At 37.9% G+C, this 22,678-nt stretch carries 18 protein-coding genes; 8 read left to right on the top strand and 10 right to left on the bottom strand.

Translation table 11 applies throughout. The features are described from left to right. Positions 1-14 precede the first annotated feature (14 nt). From PCY70_RS00435 to PCY70_RS00410, 6 genes are all read left to right on the top strand, one after another. Positions 15-983 carry an ABC transporter permease gene (locus tag PCY70_RS00435; RefSeq protein ID WP_305768009.1) on the top strand — a complete coding sequence of 323 codons (969 nt, stop codon included), beginning with the start codon at positions 15-17 and terminating at the stop codon, positions 981-983. A gap of 15 nt (positions 984-998) precedes the next feature. Further along, positions 999-1,970 (top strand): ABC transporter permease, encoded by a 972-nt coding sequence (locus tag PCY70_RS00430; protein WP_305768008.1) that lies wholly within the window; start codon positions 999-1,001, stop codon positions 1,968-1,970. Positions 1,971-1,980: 10 nt separating this feature from the next. Then, positions 1,981-3,132, top strand: coding sequence for an ABC transporter ATP-binding protein (locus tag PCY70_RS00425; RefSeq protein WP_330697030.1), 1,152 nt, complete (start codon positions 1,981-1,983; stop codon positions 3,130-3,132). After that, a complete protein-coding gene (locus tag PCY70_RS00420) occupies positions 3,125-4,093 on the top strand; it encodes an ABC transporter ATP-binding protein (RefSeq protein WP_010165703.1) in 969 nt (322 codons plus the stop codon). Before PCY70_RS00425 ends, PCY70_RS00420 begins: the two co-directional genes overlap by 8 nt. A 15-nt stretch (positions 4,094-4,108) precedes the next feature. Continuing rightward, positions 4,109-4,258, top strand: coding sequence for a hypothetical protein (locus PCY70_RS00415; protein ID WP_010165702.1), 150 nt, complete (start codon positions 4,109-4,111; stop codon positions 4,256-4,258). 182 nt (positions 4,259-4,440) lie between these two features. Then, a complete protein-coding gene (locus PCY70_RS00410; protein WP_305768007.1) occupies positions 4,441-5,979 on the top strand; it encodes an AbgT family transporter in 1,539 nt (512 codons plus the stop codon). Positions 5,980-6,025: 46 nt separating this feature from the next. Here the strand turns inward: PCY70_RS00410 and citC are convergent, their stop codons facing one another. The 8 genes from citC to PCY70_RS00370 all read right to left on the bottom strand — a co-directional run bounded on the left by citC (position 6,026) and on the right by PCY70_RS00370 (position 16,012). Further along, entirely contained in the window at positions 6,026-7,030 is a 1,005-nt protein-coding gene (citC, locus tag PCY70_RS00405; protein WP_305768006.1) for a [citrate (pro-3S)-lyase] ligase, read from the bottom strand. Positions 7,031-7,090: 60 nt separating this feature from the next. After that, positions 7,091-8,404: a citrate lyase holo-[acyl-carrier protein] synthase gene (gene citX / locus PCY70_RS00400; RefSeq protein WP_305768005.1), complete on the bottom strand. Its 1,314-nt coding sequence runs from the start codon at positions 8,402-8,404 to the stop codon at positions 7,091-7,093. A 15-nt stretch (positions 8,405-8,419) separates the two neighbouring features. Then, positions 8,420-9,940: a citrate lyase subunit alpha gene (citF, locus tag PCY70_RS00395; RefSeq protein ID WP_010165699.1), complete on the bottom strand. Its 1,521-nt coding sequence runs from the start codon at positions 9,938-9,940 to the stop codon at positions 8,420-8,422. Further along, a complete protein-coding gene (locus tag PCY70_RS00390; RefSeq protein WP_010165698.1) occupies positions 9,937-10,848 on the bottom strand; it encodes an HpcH/HpaI aldolase/citrate lyase family protein in 912 nt (303 codons plus the stop codon). The genes citF and PCY70_RS00390 overlap by 4 nt, the downstream gene beginning before the upstream one ends. 12 nt (positions 10,849-10,860) lie before the next feature. Further along, positions 10,861-11,160, bottom strand: a complete 300-nt coding sequence (gene citD, locus PCY70_RS00385) for a citrate lyase acyl carrier protein (RefSeq protein WP_010165697.1) — start codon at positions 11,158-11,160, stop codon at positions 10,861-10,863. A gap of 82 nt (positions 11,161-11,242) precedes the next feature. After that, positions 11,243-12,376, bottom strand: coding sequence for a 2-methylaconitate cis-trans isomerase PrpF family protein (locus PCY70_RS00380; RefSeq protein WP_010165696.1), 1,134 nt, complete (start codon positions 12,374-12,376; stop codon positions 11,243-11,245). A 69-nt stretch (positions 12,377-12,445) separates the two neighbouring features. Further along, entirely contained in the window at positions 12,446-14,728 is a 2,283-nt protein-coding gene (locus PCY70_RS00375) for a hydratase (RefSeq protein WP_305768004.1), read from the bottom strand. Between the two features lie 21 nt (positions 14,729-14,749). After that, positions 14,750-16,012, bottom strand: coding sequence for an SLC13 family permease (locus PCY70_RS00370; protein WP_305768003.1), 1,263 nt, complete (start codon positions 16,010-16,012; stop codon positions 14,750-14,752). A 185-nt stretch (positions 16,013-16,197) separates the two neighbouring features. Between PCY70_RS00370 and PCY70_RS00365 the strand changes: the two genes are divergently transcribed. Next, positions 16,198-17,103: a LysR family transcriptional regulator gene (locus PCY70_RS00365; protein WP_305768002.1), complete on the top strand. Its 906-nt coding sequence runs from the start codon at positions 16,198-16,200 to the stop codon at positions 17,101-17,103. 459 nt (positions 17,104-17,562) lie between these two features. Then, the gene (locus tag PCY70_RS00360; protein ID WP_305768001.1) at positions 17,563-19,845 is read left to right on the top strand and encodes a putative bifunctional diguanylate cyclase/phosphodiesterase; all 2,283 of its coding nucleotides are present in this window, start codon (positions 17,563-17,565) and stop codon (positions 19,843-19,845) included. A 46-nt stretch (positions 19,846-19,891) separates the two neighbouring features. Here the strand turns inward: PCY70_RS00360 and PCY70_RS00355 are convergent, their stop codons facing one another. After that, complete coding sequence (locus PCY70_RS00355) at positions 19,892-21,079, bottom strand: iron-containing alcohol dehydrogenase (protein ID WP_010165691.1); 1,188 nt, start codon at positions 21,077-21,079, stop codon at positions 19,892-19,894. Positions 21,080-21,173: 94 nt separating this feature from the next. Then, a complete protein-coding gene (locus PCY70_RS00350) occupies positions 21,174-22,607 on the bottom strand; it encodes a tagaturonate reductase (protein WP_305768000.1) in 1,434 nt (477 codons plus the stop codon). Between the last annotated feature and the right edge of the window lie 71 nt (positions 22,608-22,678).

Here is a 22,678-nt window from a genome sequence, read left to right as displayed (position 1 = left end):
AAGGGGGAGAAGTTATGTGGCAATATATTGTGAGACGTGTTGGTATCGGGTTTGGCATCTTGTTGGGTGTTTCTGTTATCATCTACTGTTTGATTAGAAGCGCTCCTGTAGATTATGTATCGACAATCACAAACGGAAATCCTGAAGTGACGCAAGAGATGATTGATAACCTAAACGAACTTTATGGGCTAAATGATAGCATTCCAGAGGGTTACGCCAAATGGATCAGCGGCGTTGTTCAAGGCGATTTGGGAACTTCTTTTGTTGAGAAAAAGCCTGTCGCAGAAGTGATTAGTAGCAAAATGTGGTACTCTTTTTGGATGTCTTTCCCAGCTTATATTTTACAAATACTAATAGCAATACCGTTAGGCGTAATTTCTGCTACTAAAAAATATAGCAAAACAGATTATGCGGTCACCACCGTCGCATTGATGGGAATGAGTCTTCCGAGCTTTTTCTTTGCAGCTATCTTACAAAGAGTATTTGCTCAATGGCTTGGCATTCTCCCTCTCTCTGGAATGGAAACCGCGCGTATGGACTATGAAGGATTTGCGTTAATTTTAGATATGGCAAAACATTTTGTTCTACCTGTTATGGTTCTTACCGTTTTAGGAATCGGTGGACTTATGAGATATTGCCGCACGAACATGCTAGAAGTGTTAAACGAAGATTACATTAGAACTGCACGAGCAAAAGGACTTAGCGAAAATACAGTTGTATATAAACATGCGTTTAGAAATACGTTAATTCCAATAGTTACCATTTTAGGAGGAATGATCCCAGGGTTATTTGCAGGCGCGATGATTACAGAGGGAATCTTTGGAATCGATGGTGTTGGGAACACAGCATTGACCGCGCTTCGTAGCGGAGACGTTCCATATATAATGGGCTCTACTTTATTTATGGCAACATTGACTCTTATCGGAACGCTTGTATCAGACGTCCTTTATGGCGTTGTTGACCCACGTGTACGCTTAAAATAATAAGGAGGGAGTAATATGGCAAAGGAAAGCATAAATTTAGAAAAAGTAGTGACGCCCGGTCAGTTGGTTACTAAACGCTTCTTGCGCAATAAACTTGCTATCGTTGGCGTTATTATATTGGTTGGTATGTTTATATTTTCGTTTATTGGACCATTATTTTCTCCTTATGGGGAATATACAATTTTTTATACAGCAACAGACGGGGTGGAGTTTAGTACCGAAAATTTGCAAGGCTATAACCCCGCTGCACCTGGCGTTGTCATCGCAAATAAGCAGGCACCTTCAGCGCTTCACTGGTGTGGTACAGACAAAGATGGCCGAGATATTTTTACACGACTTATGTATGGCGGAAGAATTTCACTTACCATCGGATTTGTTGTAGTGTTCTTTCAACTTACACTTGGCGTAACTTTAGGCGGAATTGCTGGATATTTTGGAGGAAAAATTGACAACCTAATAATGCGTCTCGTTGATGTAATATATTGTTTGCCAACACTTCCAATAATGTTAATAATTAGTTCACTCTTGCTAGCTTATAAAGTACCACAAGAGCAAAAAATTTATTGGCTAACCCTTGTTATGGGGCTTATGGGCTGGGCCAGTGTCGCCAGGCTCGTTCGTGGTCAAATCTTGAGTTTGCGTGAACAAGAATTTATGATTGCAACAGAAGCGACAGGAATTCGTCCATCTAGAAAAATTATCAAGCATTTGGTACCCAACGTTATGCCTCAACTTATTGTTGTTGCAACCATGGGGATGGGCGGCGTTATTTTAACCGAAGCTGCGTATAGCTATTTGGGAATCGGCGTGCCATTTCCATATGCATCTTGGGGTAACATGGTAAATATTGTAAAAGACCCTATCATTCTAAGAGAATATATATTTATGTGGCTTCCACCAGGATTATTTATTCTTACAACAGTGCTAGGATTTAACTTTGTTGGAGATGGACTGCGCGACGCATTTGACCCTAAAATGAAAAGGTAGGTGTTTGCTAGTGTTTAAAAAAACAGCACTGAAAAGAGAAGCCAGACATCAAATGAGAGAAATTTCTCGGAACAATAAAATTGTGATAAAAAAATTTGAAGCCGAAAAAAAACGCAAAGATATTCAGCCCGAAGAATATGCGACAACTATGAAAAATCCTGACAATATATTAGAAATTGATAATTTACACACGTATTTTTATACAGATATAGGAATTGCAAAATCAGTAAATGGCGTAACGCTCGAAATACCGCAAGGCAAAACGGTAGCTTTGGTTGGTGAATCTGGTTGCGGAAAGTCGGTAACGAGCTTGTCTATAATGAAGTTGGTAACGGCACCTGTTGGGCAAATTACAGAAGGCGAAATTCGATACAACAGACCATCTGGCCCAATCAATATTGTAAAAGCGCCCATTTCTCTAATGCAAACAATTCGAGGCAACGAAATTTCGATGATTTTTCAAGAACCCATGACCAGCCTCAATCCTGTGTTTAGAATTGGCGCGCAAATCGATGAAGCAATATTACTGCATAGACCAGATATAAAGAAAGCCGATGTTAAAGCACAAACTATAAAAATGTTAGAGCTCGTTGGAATTGCGCGAGCTGAAGGAATATATAAATGTTTTCCTCATGAGCTTTCGGGCGGGATGCGTCAGCGTGTAATGATCGCCATGTCTCTTTGCTGTAATCCGAGGTTGATAATAGCCGATGAGCCAACAACTGCGTTAGACGTCACGATTCAAGCGCAAGTATTAGATCTTCTACGAGAATTAAAATCTAAAATCGATGCGAGTATTTTGCTTATCACGCATGACTTAGGCGTTGTAGCCGAAATGGCAGATTTTGTTGTAGTTATGTATGCGGGCAAAATCGTCGAGCAAGGGACTGCAGAAGAAGTGTTTCTAAATCCCAAGCATCCATATACAATTGGGCTAATTAAAAGTAAGCCTGTTGTCAATCAAAACGTTGACAGACTGTATTCCATTCCTGGATCGGTACCAAATTCGATCAATTTACCCAACCATTGCTTTTTTAAAGATCGTTGCGATAGAGTTAGCGCAGCGTGTCATGGCGACATACCCGAACTGAAGCAACTTAGCAGTTATCACAAAGTTGCTTGCCATTTATACGATAATGCAAAGGAGGTTGCCGATGAGTGAACCAATATTAAAAGTTGAAAACTTAAAGAAGTATTATGATATACGAGGTGGTTTGCTACAAAGGGTGGTTGGGCATGTAAAAGCTGTTGATGGGATTTCATTTGAAGTTGCACGCGGATCGACATTTGGATTGGTAGGTGAGTCGGGCTGCGGCAAAACCACGGTTGGCAAAACTTTACTGCGATTACACAGCAACAATGGTGGCCAGGTCATTTTTGATGGTAAAGACGTGTTTGCGTTAACCGATCAACAATTACGAGAGATTCGGCCAGAAATTCAAATTATTTTTCAGGATCCGTATAGTTCGCTAAGCCCCAAGATGCCTGTTGGAGAAATAATCGGAGAGGCAGTAAGAGAGCATAAGATTGTTCCGGAAAAGGCTTTGCGCAGCTATGTCATGGAAATAATGAGGGAATGCGGGCTCCAAGATCACCAAATAGACCGTTATCCACATGAATTTTCGGGTGGTCAACGGCAGCGAATATGCATAGCCCGTGCAGTTGCTTTAAAGCCTAAACTTATAGTTTGCGACGAACCAGTCTCGGCATTAGATGTATCGGTCCAAGCGCAAATCATCAACCTTCTAATGGATTTGCAGAAAACCAAGGGGCTCAGTTACGTATTTATATCGCATGATTTGAGTGTTGTGGAGCATATATCAAACGAAGTTGGCGTGATGTATTTGGGAAATTTGGTGGAGAAGGCATCAACAAAAGAGATATTCCAAAACCCAATGCACCCATATACAAAGTCGCTATTTAGCGCTATACCTACACCAGACCCCACCGTAAAGATGAGCCGAATTATATTAGAAGGGGATATTCCATCTCCTGCAAACCCTCCAGCCGGATGTAAGTTTCACACCAGATGTAGGCAATGCATGGAGAAATGCAAGACAGTTATGCCAGAATATAAGAAGCATGATAACGACCACTATGTTGCGTGTCATTTATACGATTAAGAAAGGATGGAGTCTATGAAAAAAGAACCTCAGTTAATGGATCTAACTTGGAAAGAGCAAAAGGCAATCATAATGGCAATGTATTCCACAATTCTTCCCATTGCATCGGTGTTTTTTGTAGCATTCTTCTTAGCATTTCTTTTTATTGATTATCTTTGGTTATAGGCTATCGCAAGTCGTCTCCGGGTTTTATAGGAGGCGGCTTTTTTGTTATTTCAAACTCTCCATGAGATATTACTTCATATGAAGCATAATAATATAATTACAACAACACTTTTTTCTTGACAGATATAAAATCTAAACTATATAATCAGTCTGTACAAATCACACTGAAAGGAAGTACATAAATGAAAAGAAAAACATTGTTAACTAAAACATTAGATAAGATCGAGCAAGCGGGAAACGCGTTGCCGCATCCTACTACAATATTTATTATACTGATAGCCGTGGTTATTGTGGCATCTGCTATATGTGCCGCGCTTGGAGTTAGCGTTACCTACGATGGATATGATCAGGCCACGGGACAAATTGTAGAGATGCAAGTTACTGCAGTAAGTTTGTTATCTGCAGAAGGCATCCGACACATGTTTACTAGCATAATTCCAAACTTTACCGGTTTCTATTCTTTGGGACCAGTATTTATGATTATACTTTGTGTGGCAGTTGCGGAAGGCACAGGGCTGTTAACAGCTTTGCTAAAACGAGTGACAGAGGTTACTCCCAAAAAATGGGTCACAGCCATGATCGTATTTCTAGGGGTCATCTCAAATGTTGCATCATCCACGGGATATGTAGTGTTGGTTCCTCTTGGAGCAATTATATTTATGGGATTTAAACGACATCCGATTGCAGGCTTGGCAGCTGCGTTTGCCGGAGTTTCGGGCGGGTGGAGCGCAAATCTACTAATAGGCACCAACGACCCTATGTTTGCCGGTATATCTACGCAAGCTGCAAATATATTGGATCCAAACTATTTAGTTCAGCCAACTGCTAACTGGTATTTTATGATCGCATCGACTTTCTTGATTGTGATTTTGGGGACTTTGGTTACCGAAAAAATTGTGGAGCCTCGGTTGGGTGCTTACGAGAAATTTGATCTACATGAAATTGAGAAGATAACAGACTTAGAAAAACGAGGAATGCGCTGGGCGGGAATCGCTCTTTTGGCATACATAATATTGATAGCATTACTAGTTGTTCCTCCAAACGGAATCCTCAGAAATCCTGAAACAAACGGCATCTTGGTATCTCCATTTATGAATAGCATCATTCCGATTATGGCATTCTTTTTCTTGGTGCCAGGCATATTCTATGGCATCGGATCAAAGGTTATCAAAAACGACAAAGATGTGATCGAGCTCATGACAAAAGGTATAACTTCTATTACTGGATTTTTAGTCTTAGTTTTTTTTGGTGGACAATTTATTAACTTTTTCGATTATTCAAAATTAGGCACAATTATTTCGGTAAACGGAGCTCAATTTCTTCAAAACACAGGATTTGTTGGACTGCCACTGATCATTGCGTTTATCATATTAACATCTTTGATCAATATTATTATTGCTGTCGACTCTGCCAAATGGGTTCTAATGGCACCGATATTTGTACCCATGTTTATGCAAATCGGGCTCTCTCCAGAGCTAACTCAGCTGGTATTTAGAATCGGTGACTCATGCACGAATGTTATAGCCCCACTAATGCCATTTTTTGCACTTATAGTGGCCTTTTGTCAAAAATATGATAAAAAAGCCGGAGTGGGAACGCTTGTCACAACCATGCTACCATACTCTATAGCATTCTTGATAGGCTGGACAATTTTGTTTGTAATATGGTACCTTGTAGGGCTTCCTATAGGACCTGGCTCGCCATTATTCTATACATTTTAAACGCAAAAAAGCCACCTTCTAGTGTAAGCAAGGTGGCTTATGTAGTTTATGCTGATATCTTCATATCGGCTAGTAAAAAGTTATACGTGGTATTCGGAACCAACGCTTTGATTTTTTCAAACTCGTGTTGATCTAACAATTTTCGAACCTCTGTTGCACTAATAGGAGTCGCATCAATTTCTTTGCGATTGACCACTCGTACATCTATCCCATAACTAGGCAGTACCTTTTTCATCGTGTCGTTGTAGCTACTGGTTAAGTTGCAATTCGGTTCATTGCCAACGTATCGCTTCTTGATGTTTAAGGCATTCACAAAATATTTGCCAAATATGCTGCAGTCAAGTTCGGTATATATCGCTGTCGCATCATCATTTTGTTTAATGAAGTACGTCGGAAACGTTGCTTGTGAAATGATATATTTACTGGCCGGCAAAACAACAACGTTGCCAAATTCTTTAACACCCTGACGAACTAACTCTATTCGATCTCTAAATTTAAAGGCTGATTTGTCCTCTTCTACAATAAATACTATTACATTCTCATTTTCGAGGCTAGCTTGTTCTATGAGATATTTATGTCCTAACGTAAATGGATTACAGTTCATTACAATTGCCGCATATTCTTTGGAGGTATCTATATGATAGTCATCTTTTAATTGATCTAGAGCCGATACAATGCTGTTATTTCCTATTTCTAGCAATGCAACCTTGCTGGTAGAAGAAATATGCCTATATCCTAAGCTTGCAAAGATCTCTACATTGTCTGGTTTTGTAAATATAAAATGGTGGTAAATCCCCTCAGCGTATAATTTTTGCGTCATGTGAGAAATTAACGTATTAGTGAGTCCTAACCCTTGGTATTCTTCTGCTATGGCAAAACATTTTAACACATTCTGTGCTCTTGAACAGGTTGCAATAATCTGATTATTGTCGCGTATAACAATCGTGTCTTCTACATCTCCATATTGTAACCCAAACTTCTCTAAAAAATATGTTACCTCTACTTTTTCTCGCTTTGTAAAAATCTCCTCAATACTCTCACTATAATACACGTCGGTCACCCTTTCATAATATTTATATCACACTACTGCAATATAATAAAAACGTCATATCTACACTGCTAAAATAAAAATACTAATGCTAAGCAAGTCAGCGCATCCGCCAGAACTCACTCTGTTTGCTATATATTCCGCACCTATTTTCTCCACAAGTGTCAAGCCTTCTTTTGTACTTATTCCTCCTGCAGCCAAAATCGTTTGCGCATCTTGTTTAACCTTCTTCAACATATCAAAATTATGCCGATACACAACTGTACTATCGTCTACCAAAGCCATCAACTCAATTAAAATTTGGCAATACAGTTCCCTTTTTGGCAGCTCACTATTTTTGTATTTCGGAACAATATATTCAAAAATTACTTTCAACCCATCTTTGACTTGCCCTCGAACACCTGTAAATCCATATCGAACGTATAACTGTTCTCCGTGCGTTAGCTCCGCTTTATCCTGCAAATTTTCAAAGTCATACAGTATATTTTGCGTCATAGATTCAATGATTTCGCTAACACTTTCAGTTTCTCCAAACTTATTTTTTGCTACTGCGCTAATGCAAATACCCATCAAAAATATTACTCCCTTATGAGTATTAACGCCGCCTGTTGCTGCAAACATCGCTGCTTCTGCCGCCTTTCCTACAGTACGTATAGCGTTGAAAATACGCAACGGGCTATGAAAACTATATCCCATTATTGCCATTTTTTTCAAAAACGGTTTTATCGCCATGGCACTATCCAAAAACATGTAATAATCCATGTCGGTATGCGCACCGTTCGATACTGGAGATACCAAGCCAAACGATGGGTATGTTGATACTTCACACACGATAGCCTTTGTTGCAAGCATTGCCAATTCTTCAGCTATCTTTGTAATTTCTGCCGTGGTCGATGCGTAATCGGCATATGCGCATCTAAAATGAGAGGCTATTGCGTCGATGCTATGAGTTCTTGCCCTAGAGCATATGTGAGCATCGTTGCTGCAGATAAAACACTTTCTCACCGGCAGCCCCAGGTCTTTGCGAGATATCGCAGCTCCCAAATTATATACGTCTATATCTACCAAACGACCCAATTGATGATTTTCTTCCAGCGATACCATCTCTTCTTTTGTTGCCGTTAGCGAGGCATCAAATATAAAGTGATAAATGAGCCCTTCCAAGCTTTCATAACTTTCGTGATAGACTATTTCTGGATAGTACGATAAAATTTCTGCAGCCAAAGCTTTTATTATACTGTCATTTATATAGTTGCTTTTTTCTAAACCGGGATAATTGATTTTCAAAGTAACCAACGTCTTTTGCGGATGCTGGCTACACAACTCATTCTGATGCGCTACTCTCTGTTCTCTAGCATACAAAAATTCTTCTATCATACATATCTACCTCTCTTATGCTTTGCTTTTCCTAATTACATCTATAATCGAGCCGTCTCTATATTCCACAACTGCAACGATTTGGTCATCAAACTCGATAGGTGCCGGCGTGCCAACCAGTTTTGTTGCTAGCTCACGAGCCCTTTCCATTGTAAGTAACTTTATGTTTTGCTTCTTAAATTTTTCGATTAAGTCACTGCGTTTTGGATTTACGATAGTTCCATAATCTGTTACCACTACATCGATTGTATCTCCTGGGGTTACTATTGTAGTTACTTTATCTATAATGGTTGCAATCCTTCCGCGAGTTAGTGGTGCAACTATTATTGCAACTTTTGCCATAGCTGCAGTGTCGCTATGCCCTCCTGATGCCGCACGGATTATGCCGTCTGATCCAGATATTACGTTTACATTAAAGTCCTTATCTATCTCTAATGCGGAGAGCACCACAAAGTCTAGCTTATCAACTGCTGCGGATTTGTTTCCAATCGATGCGTAATAATCAGCGCTAATCTCAATGTGATTGATATTATTTTTTAACGATTCTCCTGCCACTTGGTCAAATGACTGTGTATCGAGAACCTTGTGAACTAATCCTTCTTCTAGTATTTCACACATTGCGGATGTTAATCCACCTAATGCATAACTTATTTTTATGTCTTGCTTAACCAGCTCATCCTTAATAAATTTGTTGACTGCCAACGATGCGCCTCCCGAGCCAGTTTGCATTGAAAATCCATCTACAAATAGTCCCGAAGCTTTCATAACCTCCACAACATTTTTGGCCATAAGAAGCTCTTTGGGATTGCTAACAGCTCTTGTTGCGCCAGTCATTATGCCTTTTGGATCGCCTATCTCATCGACTACTACTACATAATCAACCTGAGTTTGAATAATACTTTGCGGAAAGTTTGGGTACGGCACTAAGCAGTCGGTTACAACAATCACTTTTGCTGCATGTGCGGCGTCCACCATGGCATATCCCATAGCCCCACACGGAGACTTGCCGTTTACACCGTTGGCATTGCCCATACAGTCTGCTGACGGCGCTCCTATAAATGCCACATCAATTTTAACGTCACCCTCTGCAATTGCTCGGGCACGCCCACCATGCGAACGAATTACCACAGGCTTATCGCCCATAATTCCTTCTGAAACTGCTTTTGCAAGCTTGGAGCGAATGCCGCTTGTTTCTAATCTCGTGACCACACCAGATTCTATATATGCTATAAGCCCGTCGTGAGCAGATGTTAGCGAACTTGCTGCTATTCGCAAATCTTTAATACCGAGGCTAGCAATAACTTCTATCGTTTGCATCAGTAACTTATCCCCATCTCTAAAATGATGGCAAAAAGATATTGTCATTCCATCAGATAACCCACTTTTTTGTATCGCTTCTTTCAATGAATCTACCACTTTATTTCTTCGTATATCTTCCTTCTTATTAATGTTTAACGCAGTATATGGATTTTTATATGGCTTTCGTGATCCGTAGCCCTTAATCTGTTTCAACAATTTTTTGTTTACCCTGCTCATTGCGCATCCTCCTCACTTATTAGGTTTGTTGCCATTGCCAATTGAATCACTCGTCTTGCTCTCTCAATTATTGGCCCATCAACCATTTTGCCATCAACGGTAAACACGCCCAAATTTTGCGCTGCAGCTTTGTTGGTAGCCCTAATAATTTTTTGAGCCTTAATTATTTCTGTTTCTGTTGGAGTAAATACGCTATGAATTAATTCAACTTGTTTTGGATGTATCAAAGACTTTCCGCCAAATCCCATGGTCTTAATTAGGTTGGCCTCCTTCAAAAATCCTTCGTCATTGTTAATGTCGGTATATACCGTATCTAACACCTCAAGGTCGCACGCTCTCGCCGCCATGGCAATCATTCCTCTGGCCGTAAACAACTCTTCTCCCGAAATCGATCTAGATGTTTTCATGCTGGTAACAAAGTCTTCGGCGCTTAATGCCATCGCAACCAACCGATCGGTTTTATACTTAGTTTTTGCAATTTCAAAGCTGTTCATTACTCCCAGAGCCGTTTCAATTGCTACCATAATTTTGGTCGAACCTTCTTCTCTTCCGCATTGCTTTTCAATTTGTGATATATAATCAGAAGCCGTTATTACATCTTCCGGATGCTCTGTCATGGGGATTCTTACCATGTCCACTCCTGCACTCACCACTGCAGCTAAATCTTGCTCCCAAAATTTAGTTGTCAATGCGTTAATTCGAACTACTGTTTCGATTTCTAATTCTTGATAAATATCCTTTAAAGCTTTTAGCATATTATGTATCAATATTCTAGCTGCGTCTTTTTCACTCATCGCTATCGCATCTTCTAAATCAAACATCACCGAATCTGGTTTATAAATATGAACATCTCTAATTAGCCCCGGATTGTTTGCTGGTAAAAATAACATCGAACGTCTTAGCTTCATTTGATTCCCCCCTTAAAACCATTTATACGTACTAGTTTTAGCACTACGATATATTGCGGTTTGCACTCTACTTATTATTACCGCGTCTATTGCCCCTTTGTCGTTAGCAAAAACTTTGGCATCTGCAACTCCAAGATTTTTTATCGTCTCCAAAATTACTGCCTCTATTTGCTCTCCAAATTGAGCCATCACTGCACTCTGTAGGTCCAATTTAATTCCCGATCCCGCTTTGGCTGGTTCAATAATAATTTGTATGTCACTCGATTCTAAAGTTCCTGCTGCAGCAGTTTCTTGCAGTTTCATTGCTTCCATAACCTAACACCTCCAATATTTTAATTAACTCATCCCTATATAAAAAACTAGAGATGAGGCATTTTGATCTTATCTATAAATCTTATCTATAAAAAGCGACGCCATCCATGATGTATCTCGCAGTTCTGTAGCCATATACCCACGGTACTTCAATTTCGTTGTTTGAATTTATAACGCATTCCACGCCGTTTTGCATCAACCCACCCGGATGCGCTATCGTAATGCTTGCAGGATCAAATCCTTTTCGTACCACTTTATTTACAACAGATCCCTCGATATTTGCAGCTGTAGCAGTACAGAGCGCTCCAGTTAGTGCGTATGTTTTGTGAGTTAATTGCATAGACATCATTCTTCCTAAAATATCCATGCTCTCTGCCTTAATTTCTTCTCCCTGAGATGTTACATAGTCTGCCGCTTCAGAAACAATAGTCAGCTTTGGCACTCCCGGACTTTTCTCAGCCGATTCTTTATAATCTGCAATAAACCCAAGCTTTACTGCCGCCACTCCTCTTATAGTTTCTAAAAGATTTAGCATTGCTGGATCTTTGTCTATATCTGCTGGAAGCTCTGTTCCTTTTAATCCAACATCAGATGCTTTGATAAAGACCAACGGATTTGAAGAGTCTACCAACGATACTTCTACTGGCTTATAGTTTGGTATTTCCAAAGTATCTACCGCATTGCCAGTCGGAAGGAGTTTTCCGGTCATAGACCCCGCAGGATCTTTAAACGCCAACTTTACAACGCTAGATGATCCCGGAACTCCGGCTATTTGAAAGTCTCCCTCATAGCTTACTTCTTTATTTGGCGTTTGCACATGAGAGTAAATCACTTTGTTGGTATTGGTGTTATATATACGCACGACAGTCTCGCCGTCTACCGGATCTACCAAACCCTTTTCTATTGCATATGGACCTACTGCAGAAGAAATATTTCCACAATTTCCCTTATATGATATCAAAGCTTTGTCGATCGATACTTGCGCAAATGTATAATTAACGTCCCAATCCGGGTTGTCTGATTTTGATATTATAGCAACCTTGCTAGTGGTAGATGTCGCTCCGCCTAATCCATCTATTTGCAATTTATCTGGGCTTCCCATCAGCGATAGCAAGATTCCGTCCCAAAGCTCTTTATCTTTTGGCAACTTATCTTCCAAAATAAATACACCCTTACTTGTTCCGCCTCTAAAAATTACACATTCGATTTTATTCATATTTAATACTCCTCCATTTTTTATAAATATTTTTGATCCCTCACCAGTAGCAGCGAGGGATTTGATATATTAAACGTTCTTATAAAAATTAATCAACGAACCTTCTAGTAGTACTTCTTTCTCTTCTGGTGCTATATCATTTAAATATAATTTTATCGTTTTAGTTGTACCATCTTCACTAATAACTATTGCGTCGCTTGTTTTCACATTGTTTTGCAGCTGAGTTCTGATATCTTTGATGTATATATAGTCATTTCTATTTAGCTGATCCATAACACTCTTATCTGCTGTAAACGGCAAGATTCCCCAGTTTACTAAGTTTGAACGGTAACGCTTAGTGGCATATTCAACCGCAATGTTGGCAAGCCCGCCCAATACCTTCTGGCAAGATGCTGCTTGCTCACGTGCCGAGCCGTCGCCTGGCTTTACTGCATATACTACACTGCCAAATCCTGTATTTTTCACGAATGTTGACATATCTTTTTCTGGTGCAACTTTCGATATTAGCTCGATCAACTCACTTGTTAGCGTCGTTTTGGAATTTTTCTCGACCAATCTTCTTTCTTCTTCGAGTTCTAGCATTTCTTTTGCAGTACTAACGTATTGTGGATCACGTCTAGATAATGTAAATTCAGACATCTTCTTAGGATTAGATCGATACGTCGATGCGTCACCAGATGGTATCAGCTCATCGGTTGTTGTAACATCATCTTTTATTACTGATGCGACTTTTAATAGAATGTCATCTTTTAGCGCTACCATTTCTGGCCACTCTGTAATATTTGGTCCAAGTTTTAAGGCTTCCTTTGCTTGTGGAGATTGAAATCCATTATATACACGTTTGTATGGAAGTGGATCAAAAGTATAAGTCACTTCTGGCTCGGTAAAATCAAGTTCTGTTGCAGCAGTCAATCTTCCGCCATTCAATGCTGTTGCAGCTATGCTTCGCGCATCCATCAATGCGACCGACGCCAATTGTCCATCGCCAGGCTTAGATCCTTCACGATTTGGGAAGTTTCTGGTCGTATGCCTAATAGACAACGAGTCATGAGCCGGAACATCTCCTGCGCCAAAACATGGACCACAAAACGCAGGTTTAATGATTGCTCCTGATTGTGTCAAAGCTTTTGCGCTTCCGTCGTCTAACATTTTTGAATATATTGGAGTACTCGCTGGATAAATATTTAATGCAAAATACTCGCTTGTCAATTCGCATCCTTGTAATATTTGTTTCGCTGCTTGTATATTTTCATACATTCCACCTGCGCAGCCCGCAATTTCTGCCTGATCAACATACAAATGACCATCTTTTACTTTTGAGCGTAAGTTTAATTTTAAGTTTGGATTACTAATTTGCTTCTGCGCGGCTTTTTCAGTTTTCTCCAATATCTCATCTAAATTTTCTTGCAGCTCTTTAATTGTATACGCATTGCTCGGGTGAAATGGCAGTGCGATCATACACTCCACTTTTGATAAATCGATGTGTACCATTCCGTCATATAGGGCAACATTTTGAGGCTTTAGCTCTTTATACTCTTCTGGTCTTTGATGTATCTGATAATACTCTTGCACCTTTTCATCGGTGATCCATATAGAAGATAAGCAAGTTGTCTCTGTTGTCATAATGTCGATGCCATTTCTAAAGTCCATTGACAGCCCATTCACTCCTGGCCCTACAAATTCCATAACCTTATTTTTTAGGAACCCATTTGCAAAGACCTCTCGAATAATAGCTAGCGATACGTCTTGCGGACCTACACCTGGTCGCAGCTTGCCTTCTAAATATATCATTATAACTTCTGGAGATTTCATATCATAGGTATTGCTCAGTAGTTGCTTTACGACCTCTCCGCCACCTTCGCCAATACCCATGCATCCTAAAGCGCCGTATCTCGTGTGGCTATCAGTTCCCAAAACCATTTTTCCACATCCTGCCATCATCTCACGCATATATTGATGAATAACCGCTTGATTGGCTGGCACCGATATTCCGCCATACTTCTTTGCTGCAGTTAAGCCAAATACGTGGTCGTCATCATTGAGTGTACCGCCAACGGCACATAAGCTATTATGGCAATTTGTCAATACGTATGGCACTGGAAATTTTTCTAAGCCGCTTGCTTTTGCCGTTTGAATTACCCCTACATACGTCAAGTCATGTGATGTTAAAGAATCAAACTTCAGTTTTAGGTTATCTGCAGTTCCCGACTCATTATGTGTCGCAAATATTTCGGCTGTCATTGTACCCGCTTTTGCTTGCTCGGGTGTAATGTTGTGTTCATTATTTTCAGAATCCAAAATCACTTTGTGATTATCATATAGCCATACTTTCTCATTTTTCAATGTTACCACTATTAATCATCTCCTTAATTATTAACCTATAATAGAATAAAGTCCAAGCCAAGCCAAAACTACATTTAAGATTGAGATACCAACTGCAATCACGCATAATTTACCGAATATTTTATTTAATTCATTTTCTGAGCTATTAGTTGCTGTTGCATACGCTGCCAAGATTAGTCCGCCACCTGTTGATGCTGGAGAAAAAGCTGATGAGAATGATCCTGTTGCGACACAGCTTGCGAGTTCTGTAAAGCTTAAACTTGGGAACTCTTGCACGATGCCTGTTAATGTTGGATACATTGTTGGCAACACAACGCCCGATGTTGAGCTTACGCTAGATAGCAATGAGCTAACTCCGGCAATAATTGGTGTCGCAGTATTTTCGGTCATAATAGATAGAAGTGCTTCTGTTAATAACGCTACTCCGCCCAATTGATTTACAAGATTCATCAACAAGCCAACACCGCAAATTAGCATCAATGTGCCCCAAGGTACTTTTGCCAACGCGCTTTTTTCTTTACAAATTCCCATAAAGCTAAGTATGGCAGCAACAAAGAATGATGCCAAACCAACATCAATGCCCAAGAATAATACCATAGATACCATAACTACCATACCAATAATTGTTATAATTTGTGGTCTAGTAAACGCTTCGAGATCTTCCATTTTTAATACTTTAGCGGTAGTCGCTTTATCTGATTTTCTAAATATCAATGCGAAAGTTATAAAGCAAACAACACCCCATAATATTACATTTAAAAAGACTCCCATTTCGAATCCCGAAAACCCCGCAGCTTCTCCTAGGTTGGTACTGATAATCCCAGCAGGAGTGATAGGAGAAAGACCGAATCCGTTAGTTGCAGCTTTGGTTACCAAGGCATAAAATATTGGATTTTTTCCCATATATACTGCAATGGTGATTGCAACAACAGTCATCAAGGCACCCATCGAAATATTTCCTGGCCCTATTGCAGTAAAGAATCCCGACGTTAAAAATAATATAATAGGGACCAAAAAGCTTTTGTTTCCTACCAGCGCCAACGTTTTCTTTACCAGGAGCTCTATCGTCCCATTTACTTGTGCAATACCAAATAGGTACGTAACTCCCACTAGCTGAGTAAATAGTTTTGCATCAAACCCCGCATATACCTGAGAACTTGAAAAGCCAGCCAATTGTGCCAATACGATCGACATACCGATTGCCAAGAGACCGATATTCATTTTTTTGAGGAAGCCGACTGTAATTGTTACTATCAAAAATACTAGCGATATAATATCAAAATATTCTGCCATACTCTTTCTCCATTCTGCCACAATTTAGTGGACTAAATTTATTTATTTTTGTAAAAATAAAATTAAAATACCTATTCTTATTTATTGAAAACATCTCATAAATCATCTCAAGAACTTTATTTAATTGACAATAATATTCAATATAGTTATAATCTTAGATAAAATACTATTTTTAGAGGTGTGCTATGGATTTTAAAGAATTAAATTATGTACTCGCTGTTGCAAAGTTTCAAAACATCACAAAAGCTTCTCAATATCTGTTTATATCTCAACCATCGCTCAGTAAATATATAAAGAATCTCGAAGAGTCGTTAGGAACCAAACTCTTTAATAGACTAGGTAATCGTTTTACTCTCACTTATGCTGGTGAATATTACATTGAAAGCGCGAAAGAAATTATTTCTATCAAAAATCGATTAGATCAACAATTGGTCGATATCGCATTGTTCGATAAAGGTAAATTGAATATTGGCATCCCACCTACTAGAGGGTCATATCTATTTCCATTGATTTTGCCAATTTTTAACCAAAAGTATCCTAATGTTGAGATTAATACTAGTGATAACACAACCAAGCAGCTAGAAAATGCGTTAATATCTGGCGAACTCGATATTGCAGTACTTACCACTCCTATTACTAATCCATTTATAGAATACGAATTCATAAAACCTGATTATATTACTCTAGTGATTAGTGCAGATCATGTACACGCTGATAAAGGCGTACTGTCTTCTAAGTTTAAATATCCGTGGATAGATATTAATTATTTTAATAAGGACCCTTTTATACTTGCCTCAAATACTCAGCGAATTGGTCAAATTGCGTTTAAAACTCTCAATTCACTTAATTTTAACCCTATAACTATTTATCATATAGAAAACTTCATCACTACCCTAAACCTAGTAGATGTCAATAGTGGAGTTTGCTTTATGTCTGAATTTCATCTAAAACATTTATCAAAGGGGAATTTAGTTCAATTTTCTGTGGGTACAAAGGATTTATCTTATGATGTGGTAGTAGCGTATCGAAAGGGATCATATTTATCTGCACATACTCGAGAGATTATCAATATAATTAAAGAAGTATTATAACTTTGGCATTTGTGCACTATGATATAGCAATATAATTATGAATTTAGAACAATAGCATATTGACTGTTTTTATTTAATCTTTATATTTAGAATAGTAGATAGACGTCGTTTCTTTCTCCTACCATTATAATACCATTTTGCACATCTAAATGCCAATACTAAAATACTATATGAAGTATAACTTAAAGCTATAGCAATTTCTCGCATTAATAATAATTAATTTTTAATTTTTATATTGACTTACATATAAATAAAATATATTTTACTGCATTCCCAAAATAATTTTGTGCAAATATATCTTTTTTAAAAAATAAATACGCTTACATCAGCATTGCTATATATAGACATACCCCCTGTTCAATTTATAATACAAAAAGCCAATTTACAATCTTTTGTGTTAAAATAATATAGTTATAATATATTTATACAGTACCAAAAAATATTGGAAGAGGTGATATTATGAATCGCAAATTTATAGATAAAAAGTTATTATCTACTGTCGCAGCTTTATTTATCAGTATAATGATCATAGTTCAAGTAATGATTCACATTTGGGATACACAAACAGTTAATTCGATAAGCAAAATGTATGTAGATGATCTCATAGACAAATATCAGCAAGATTTACAAGTACTTAGTTATGCAAACCATCTAGTGGCCTCTAATGATACCGTCCAAAATTTATTTATCACAAATGATGAGGAAGCGATTTCTACCACAAAGATTCTAGAATATTGGTTGGGCCTTCAAAATATAAATAATTTTTTAACTAATATGGGATTAACGGCCCAAATTTCTGTTTATACTTTAGAAAAAACAGAAACGATTACACACGATAACATTATAATGGGAAAATCTTTGCACGACGCTCCCTGGTTCAACGAGTACTACACTAGATCACCACAATATACGACGCCGCTATATATGAATAATCAACATACTATGTTTAGTATTGTATCCAATGTCTACGATAAAAACAATAATATTCTCGGTGCAGTATCAATCGACATTACATTAGCAGATATGCTAGAATACTTTGTGGAACATTTTCATCTAGGATCTTTAGATTTGTATCTCCAACATGACTATGGAATAACTACAACAGCAGGCATAGAATCAACTAATATTCCCACTCATTCTATTACTCACTACATATACGAATACACTCAAACAATTAGCAATGAAAAATTGATATTTATAATAGATAAATCATCCGTTCGAAATACCACTTATGTGGAACGATCTCAATTTGATATTATATTTGGGACCAGTTCTTTTGCTATTATTATATCGATGTTGGTTCTTATTACTATAAAGGTAATCTTACATCCTGTGGCAGCTTCTATTAATAATGTAAAAAATATTCTTTTAGAGTTGGGAGATACTTCAGAGCATAACTTTGGGATTAGCTACATAAATGACTTGACAGTAGTTATGGAAAAAACTGTATCAACAAAAATTAAAGAATTGCTATTTTATGATGGTCTAACGAAATTACCCAATAGGCAACATTTCAACAAATATATTACCAAAATATTGAATCAAGATAGACAATTCGCATTAATCGTATTGGAAATTAGAGATTTTAAATCTATACATGACGGCAATATAGAAGGAAAAGGAGATATCATTTTAGTTGAAATAGCTCGCCGATTTAAACATTTTAGTAATCATAAAAATGTACAAATTACACGTTTTGGAGAGGAAAAATTCATTTTAATTTTGCAAGAAATATATACCGAATCAGAAGTTATGACTTTTTATCATGCACTAACAGATTACTTTGCACAATATCCTATCAATATCAGTCATAAATCTATTAATATACTCTTTGATTCGGTAGGGATTATATGTCCGCAACATGCCAGTAGCAAAGATGAGCTGTTTAGTAAGATAAGCATTATGTCTAACCAAGCCAAAGAACTAGCAATCAATGATATTGTCATGTTTGATCCATTAGTATATCAAAATTCACTCAGAGAAGATATTATTAGGAATATTTTGAAAGTATCTATAACAAATAACGAATTCTTCTTAAACTATCAACCAATTATAGATAAAAATAAGGTTATTAAAAAAGCTGAAGCACTCGTTAGGTGGAAAAACTCTTTACTTGGATTTGTATATCCAGACCAATTTATTCACATTACAGAACAAACAGAATTGATTATTGATCTAGGATATTGGATTATAGAACGAGTTTCGAAAGATATGCAAGAAATGTATTCAGCAAACAATAAAATACAAATCTCTATCAATGTTTCTCCTATACAAATTAGAATGCCTGATTTTGTGTCTAATGCAAAGGACATTTTGGATCGTTATAACATACATTATTCTGACATATGCTTTGAAATCACAGAATCCGCATTGCTACAAACCAAGGCAACGGTAAATGAAAATATTGTCACAGATAATATAGAAAAGTTGCAAGCCATGGGCATCCGCATTGCTATGGATGACTTTGGTACTGGGTATTCATCTTTTAACTACCTAAATGAATATAACTTTGACATACTCAAATTAGATAAATTGTTTGTCAATAAAACTACTACTAAGCAATATGAAATTATCAATTCTATTAAAAATATTTCGGATATATTAAACATGGAAATGATTATAGAAGGGGTAGAGACACAAGAACAATTTGATATAGTAAAAAACTATGGCTTAGTTCAAGGGTACTATTTTTCAAAGCCAATTGAATGGGACGCACTGCAACTACTATTACAACAAGAGTAATACAAAAAGAGGTTACCGCATCTACTGCTGTAACCTCTTCTTCTTATTATTTGCGAGAATTATATAAAATATTTAACGCCTGCTCTTTGGTCACAGCTTCTTTCATCTGCGGATTTGCTAACGTTCGATGAATAGAAAGTGTTGCCAAAGTTTCTATTTGCTCATCAGTTGGACTGATCCCTAACTCTTTGAGACTAATTGGCATTTTGATCTCCTTAAAGAAGTCTTCCATTGCTATAATTCCAAGAAGAGATGTTTGCTCTTGCGTTGCTTGCTCTTCTATTCCAAACACCCGAATAGCAAACTGAGAAAATCTATCCTTCAAAATTGGTAGCATCTCGCGTGCCCAGGTCCCCCAAATAGCCGTGATCCCGGCACCATGAGTTACGTCAAACATCCCTCCAAGCTCGTGCTCTATCATATGAACCGGAAAATCCACTTCATCTATCCCGCAGCCTGTTAAGCCGTTATGAGATAAGCTGGCCGCCCACATAACTTCCCATCTCGCCTTTTTGTTATGCGGTTCCTTTGCAAGAATTTTAGCATTGGCTATTACTGTACGCATCAATCCTTCGCTTATTTGATCGGTAAGATCTAAGTTATTATGCGAACTGATATATCTTTCAAATGTATGCATAATTATATCCGCACAACCGCTTGCTGTTTGATATGCAGGCAAAGACAATGTTATGTCTGGATTCATAATTGCAAAGCGACACGCAACGCTTGGATGCCCGCAATCTCTCTTTAATAAACTTTCGTCATGCGTTATAACAAGACCCGTACTCATTTCGCTTCCAGCTGCTGCTATAGTTAAAATACACGATACCGGAACGCAATCTGTTGGATTTGCTTTTTTGATAAAGAAGTCCCAAACATCTCCCTCATAACATAAGCCAAGTCCTATTGCTTTTGCCGTATCAATTGAAGATCCCCCTCCTATTGCAAGCAGATAGTCAACTTTCTCGGCCTTTGCAAGTTCTATTCCTTCATAAACTTTAGACAACCTCGGATTTGGTACAATTCCAGTTAGCTCTACAACCTTAATTCCAGCGGCTTCTATATTTTTTCTAACTCGAGTTACTAGCTCACCCAAAACTTTAACTTCATATCCAAAGTGAACTAGCATAACAGATTTGGCACCCGCTTCTTGTAAAAGTGCTCCTGTCGACAGTTCTGCATCTGTTCCGAAAATAACTTTTGTTGGCGCGTAATAAACAAAATTGTTTAACATAATTCCTCCAGTTACTTAAAATTTTTTACCCAAATATTCTAACCTGCTATCTAGATTTTTGTCAATATAATTATGTCGCATTGGCATGATAACATTAAAACTGTTTCATAGCTTCTGCTACGCCATCCTTAAGCATTGCTTGTAAATATGCTAATACATCGGCTTCGAAATCATCTGCAAGATCGACTTCCCAAAAATTAGCTAGCGTTTCGTGAACTACGACTTCTATCGTATTATTTTTCCAAATATTAGCAAAAAGCTCTAGTACGGCTATATCATCCTTAATTTTATATGACTCTCCATTATCTCTATATCCTACATAGTCACCGTTTTGCTGTTCTACTTTATAAAAACGAATAAACCCAGCGATAGCAAATGCAAAGTGTTTTGGACATGTTCCAAACTTATTTATATAATCAACTATAGTCGGAATACAACGAGCTCCAAATTTCGATGAATTGTTTAGTGTAATATCTATGAGGTTGTGAACAATATGCGGATTGTCAAATCTCTCTAATACCGAATCTGCAAAGCTTCTTAGCTCTTCTTGAGACATATCTGTTGCAGGAATTATTTCGTCGTTAATTAAATCTTTTTCAAACCCACCAAATTGAGTATCTCTAAAAAATTCTAACACTGTATTAAATCCTGCCAAAAATGCCAATGGCACCACCGCTGTATGGCTTCCATTTAAAATGCGCACCTTACGTTTTTTATACGGCGTTACATCGTCTGTCCACAGTACATTTGCAGCAGTTTCGTGAATAGGCAACCTGTTTTTATATTTTGAATCTGCCTCTATCACCCACAAATTAAAGGCTTCGCAAGCCACTACTGCCTTGTCTTCATAGCCAAGTTTTTCGGTGATTGAATCAATTTCCAGACGCGGATATCCCGGAACTATGCGGTCTACCAATGTGCTGGCAAACTCATTATGCTTTTCTATCCACTCAACAAACTCTTCTTCGAGGCCCCACTCTTTAGCATATCGAATTACAATCTGCTTTAACTTTTCACCATTGTTGTCGATCAACTCAACAGGCAACAACAACATCCCTTTGTCGGGATCACCTGCGAAATGTTTGTATCTATAATATAAAAATGCGCATACTTTTGCCGGAAACGATTTTGGTGGCGCATCTGCTAATGTGTCTTCTGGGACATACGCAATTCCAGACTCTGTAGTGTTCGATATTATTACATCGAGATCTGGGTTTTGCGCTAGTTGCGAAAAGGCATCATAATCTTCATAGGGGTTAATCACTCGTGATATTGAGTGTATCGTCTGAAGCTGTTCTGTTGCTCCTTGGAGTAATACATTATATAAGCAATTTTGGCTGTTTAGCAAATCTCCCAAGCCTTTTGCTATAGGCTGACAAACTACAATTCTACCTTGATATACGCCTTGCTCATTTGCCAACTCAACCATCCAATCTGCAAATGCTCTTAGAAAATTTCCTTCGCCAAATTGTAAAATTCTTTCTGGATAACTAGTAAACTTCTTTACTACTGCCTCTTTAATATTCATATAATTCCTCCTATATCTGGTAATACCACCTAATAATTTCACGATTAATATAGCATCAGGTCTAATAAAAG

Source organism: Candidatus Epulonipiscium viviparus (assembly GCF_030708075.1).
Lineage (GTDB): Bacteria > Bacillota > Clostridia > Lachnospirales > Cellulosilyticaceae > Epulonipiscioides > Epulonipiscioides viviparus.
Note: the sequence above shows the minus strand (reverse complement) of the source record. Positions and strands in the feature narration are given on the sequence as shown.

Bases quoted from the DNA above. Each gene is read 5' to 3' on its own strand.
- PCY70_RS00365 (WP_305768002.1), top strand. From the start codon at position 16,198: ATGGATTTTAAAGAATTAAATTATGTACTCGCTGTTGCAAAGTTTCAA.
- PCY70_RS00420 (WP_010165703.1), top strand. From the start codon at position 3,125: ATGAGTGAACCAATATTAAAAGTTGAAAACTTAAAGAAGTATTATGAT.
- citX (WP_305768005.1), bottom strand. From the start codon at position 8,404: ATGATAGAAGAATTTTTGTATGCTAGAGAACAGAGAGTAGCGCATCAG.
- PCY70_RS00350 (WP_305768000.1), bottom strand. From the start codon at position 22,607: ATGAATATTAAAGAGGCAGTAGTAAAGAAGTTTACTAGTTATCCAGAA.
- PCY70_RS00415 (WP_010165702.1), top strand. From the start codon at position 4,109: ATGAAAAAAGAACCTCAGTTAATGGATCTAACTTGGAAAGAGCAAAAG.
- PCY70_RS00380 (WP_010165696.1), bottom strand. From the start codon at position 12,376: ATGAATAAAATCGAATGTGTAATTTTTAGAGGCGGAACAAGTAAGGGT.
- citF (WP_010165699.1), bottom strand. From the start codon at position 9,940: ATGAGCAGGGTAAACAAAAAATTGTTGAAACAGATTAAGGGCTACGGA.
- PCY70_RS00410 (WP_305768007.1), top strand. From the start codon at position 4,441: ATGAAAAGAAAAACATTGTTAACTAAAACATTAGATAAGATCGAGCAA.
- PCY70_RS00355 (WP_010165691.1), bottom strand. From the start codon at position 21,079: ATGTTAAACAATTTTGTTTATTACGCGCCAACAAAAGTTATTTTCGGA.
- PCY70_RS00390 (WP_010165698.1), bottom strand. From the start codon at position 10,848: ATGAAGCTAAGACGTTCGATGTTATTTTTACCAGCAAACAATCCGGGG.
- PCY70_RS00370 (WP_305768003.1), bottom strand. From the start codon at position 16,012: ATGGCAGAATATTTTGATATTATATCGCTAGTATTTTTGATAGTAACA.
- PCY70_RS00360 (WP_305768001.1), top strand. From the start codon at position 17,563: ATGAATCGCAAATTTATAGATAAAAAGTTATTATCTACTGTCGCAGCT.
- citD (WP_010165697.1), bottom strand. From the start codon at position 11,160: ATGGAAGCAATGAAACTGCAAGAAACTGCTGCAGCAGGAACTTTAGAA.
- PCY70_RS00435 (WP_305768009.1), top strand. From the start codon at position 15: ATGTGGCAATATATTGTGAGACGTGTTGGTATCGGGTTTGGCATCTTG.
- PCY70_RS00430 (WP_305768008.1), top strand. From the start codon at position 999: ATGGCAAAGGAAAGCATAAATTTAGAAAAAGTAGTGACGCCCGGTCAG.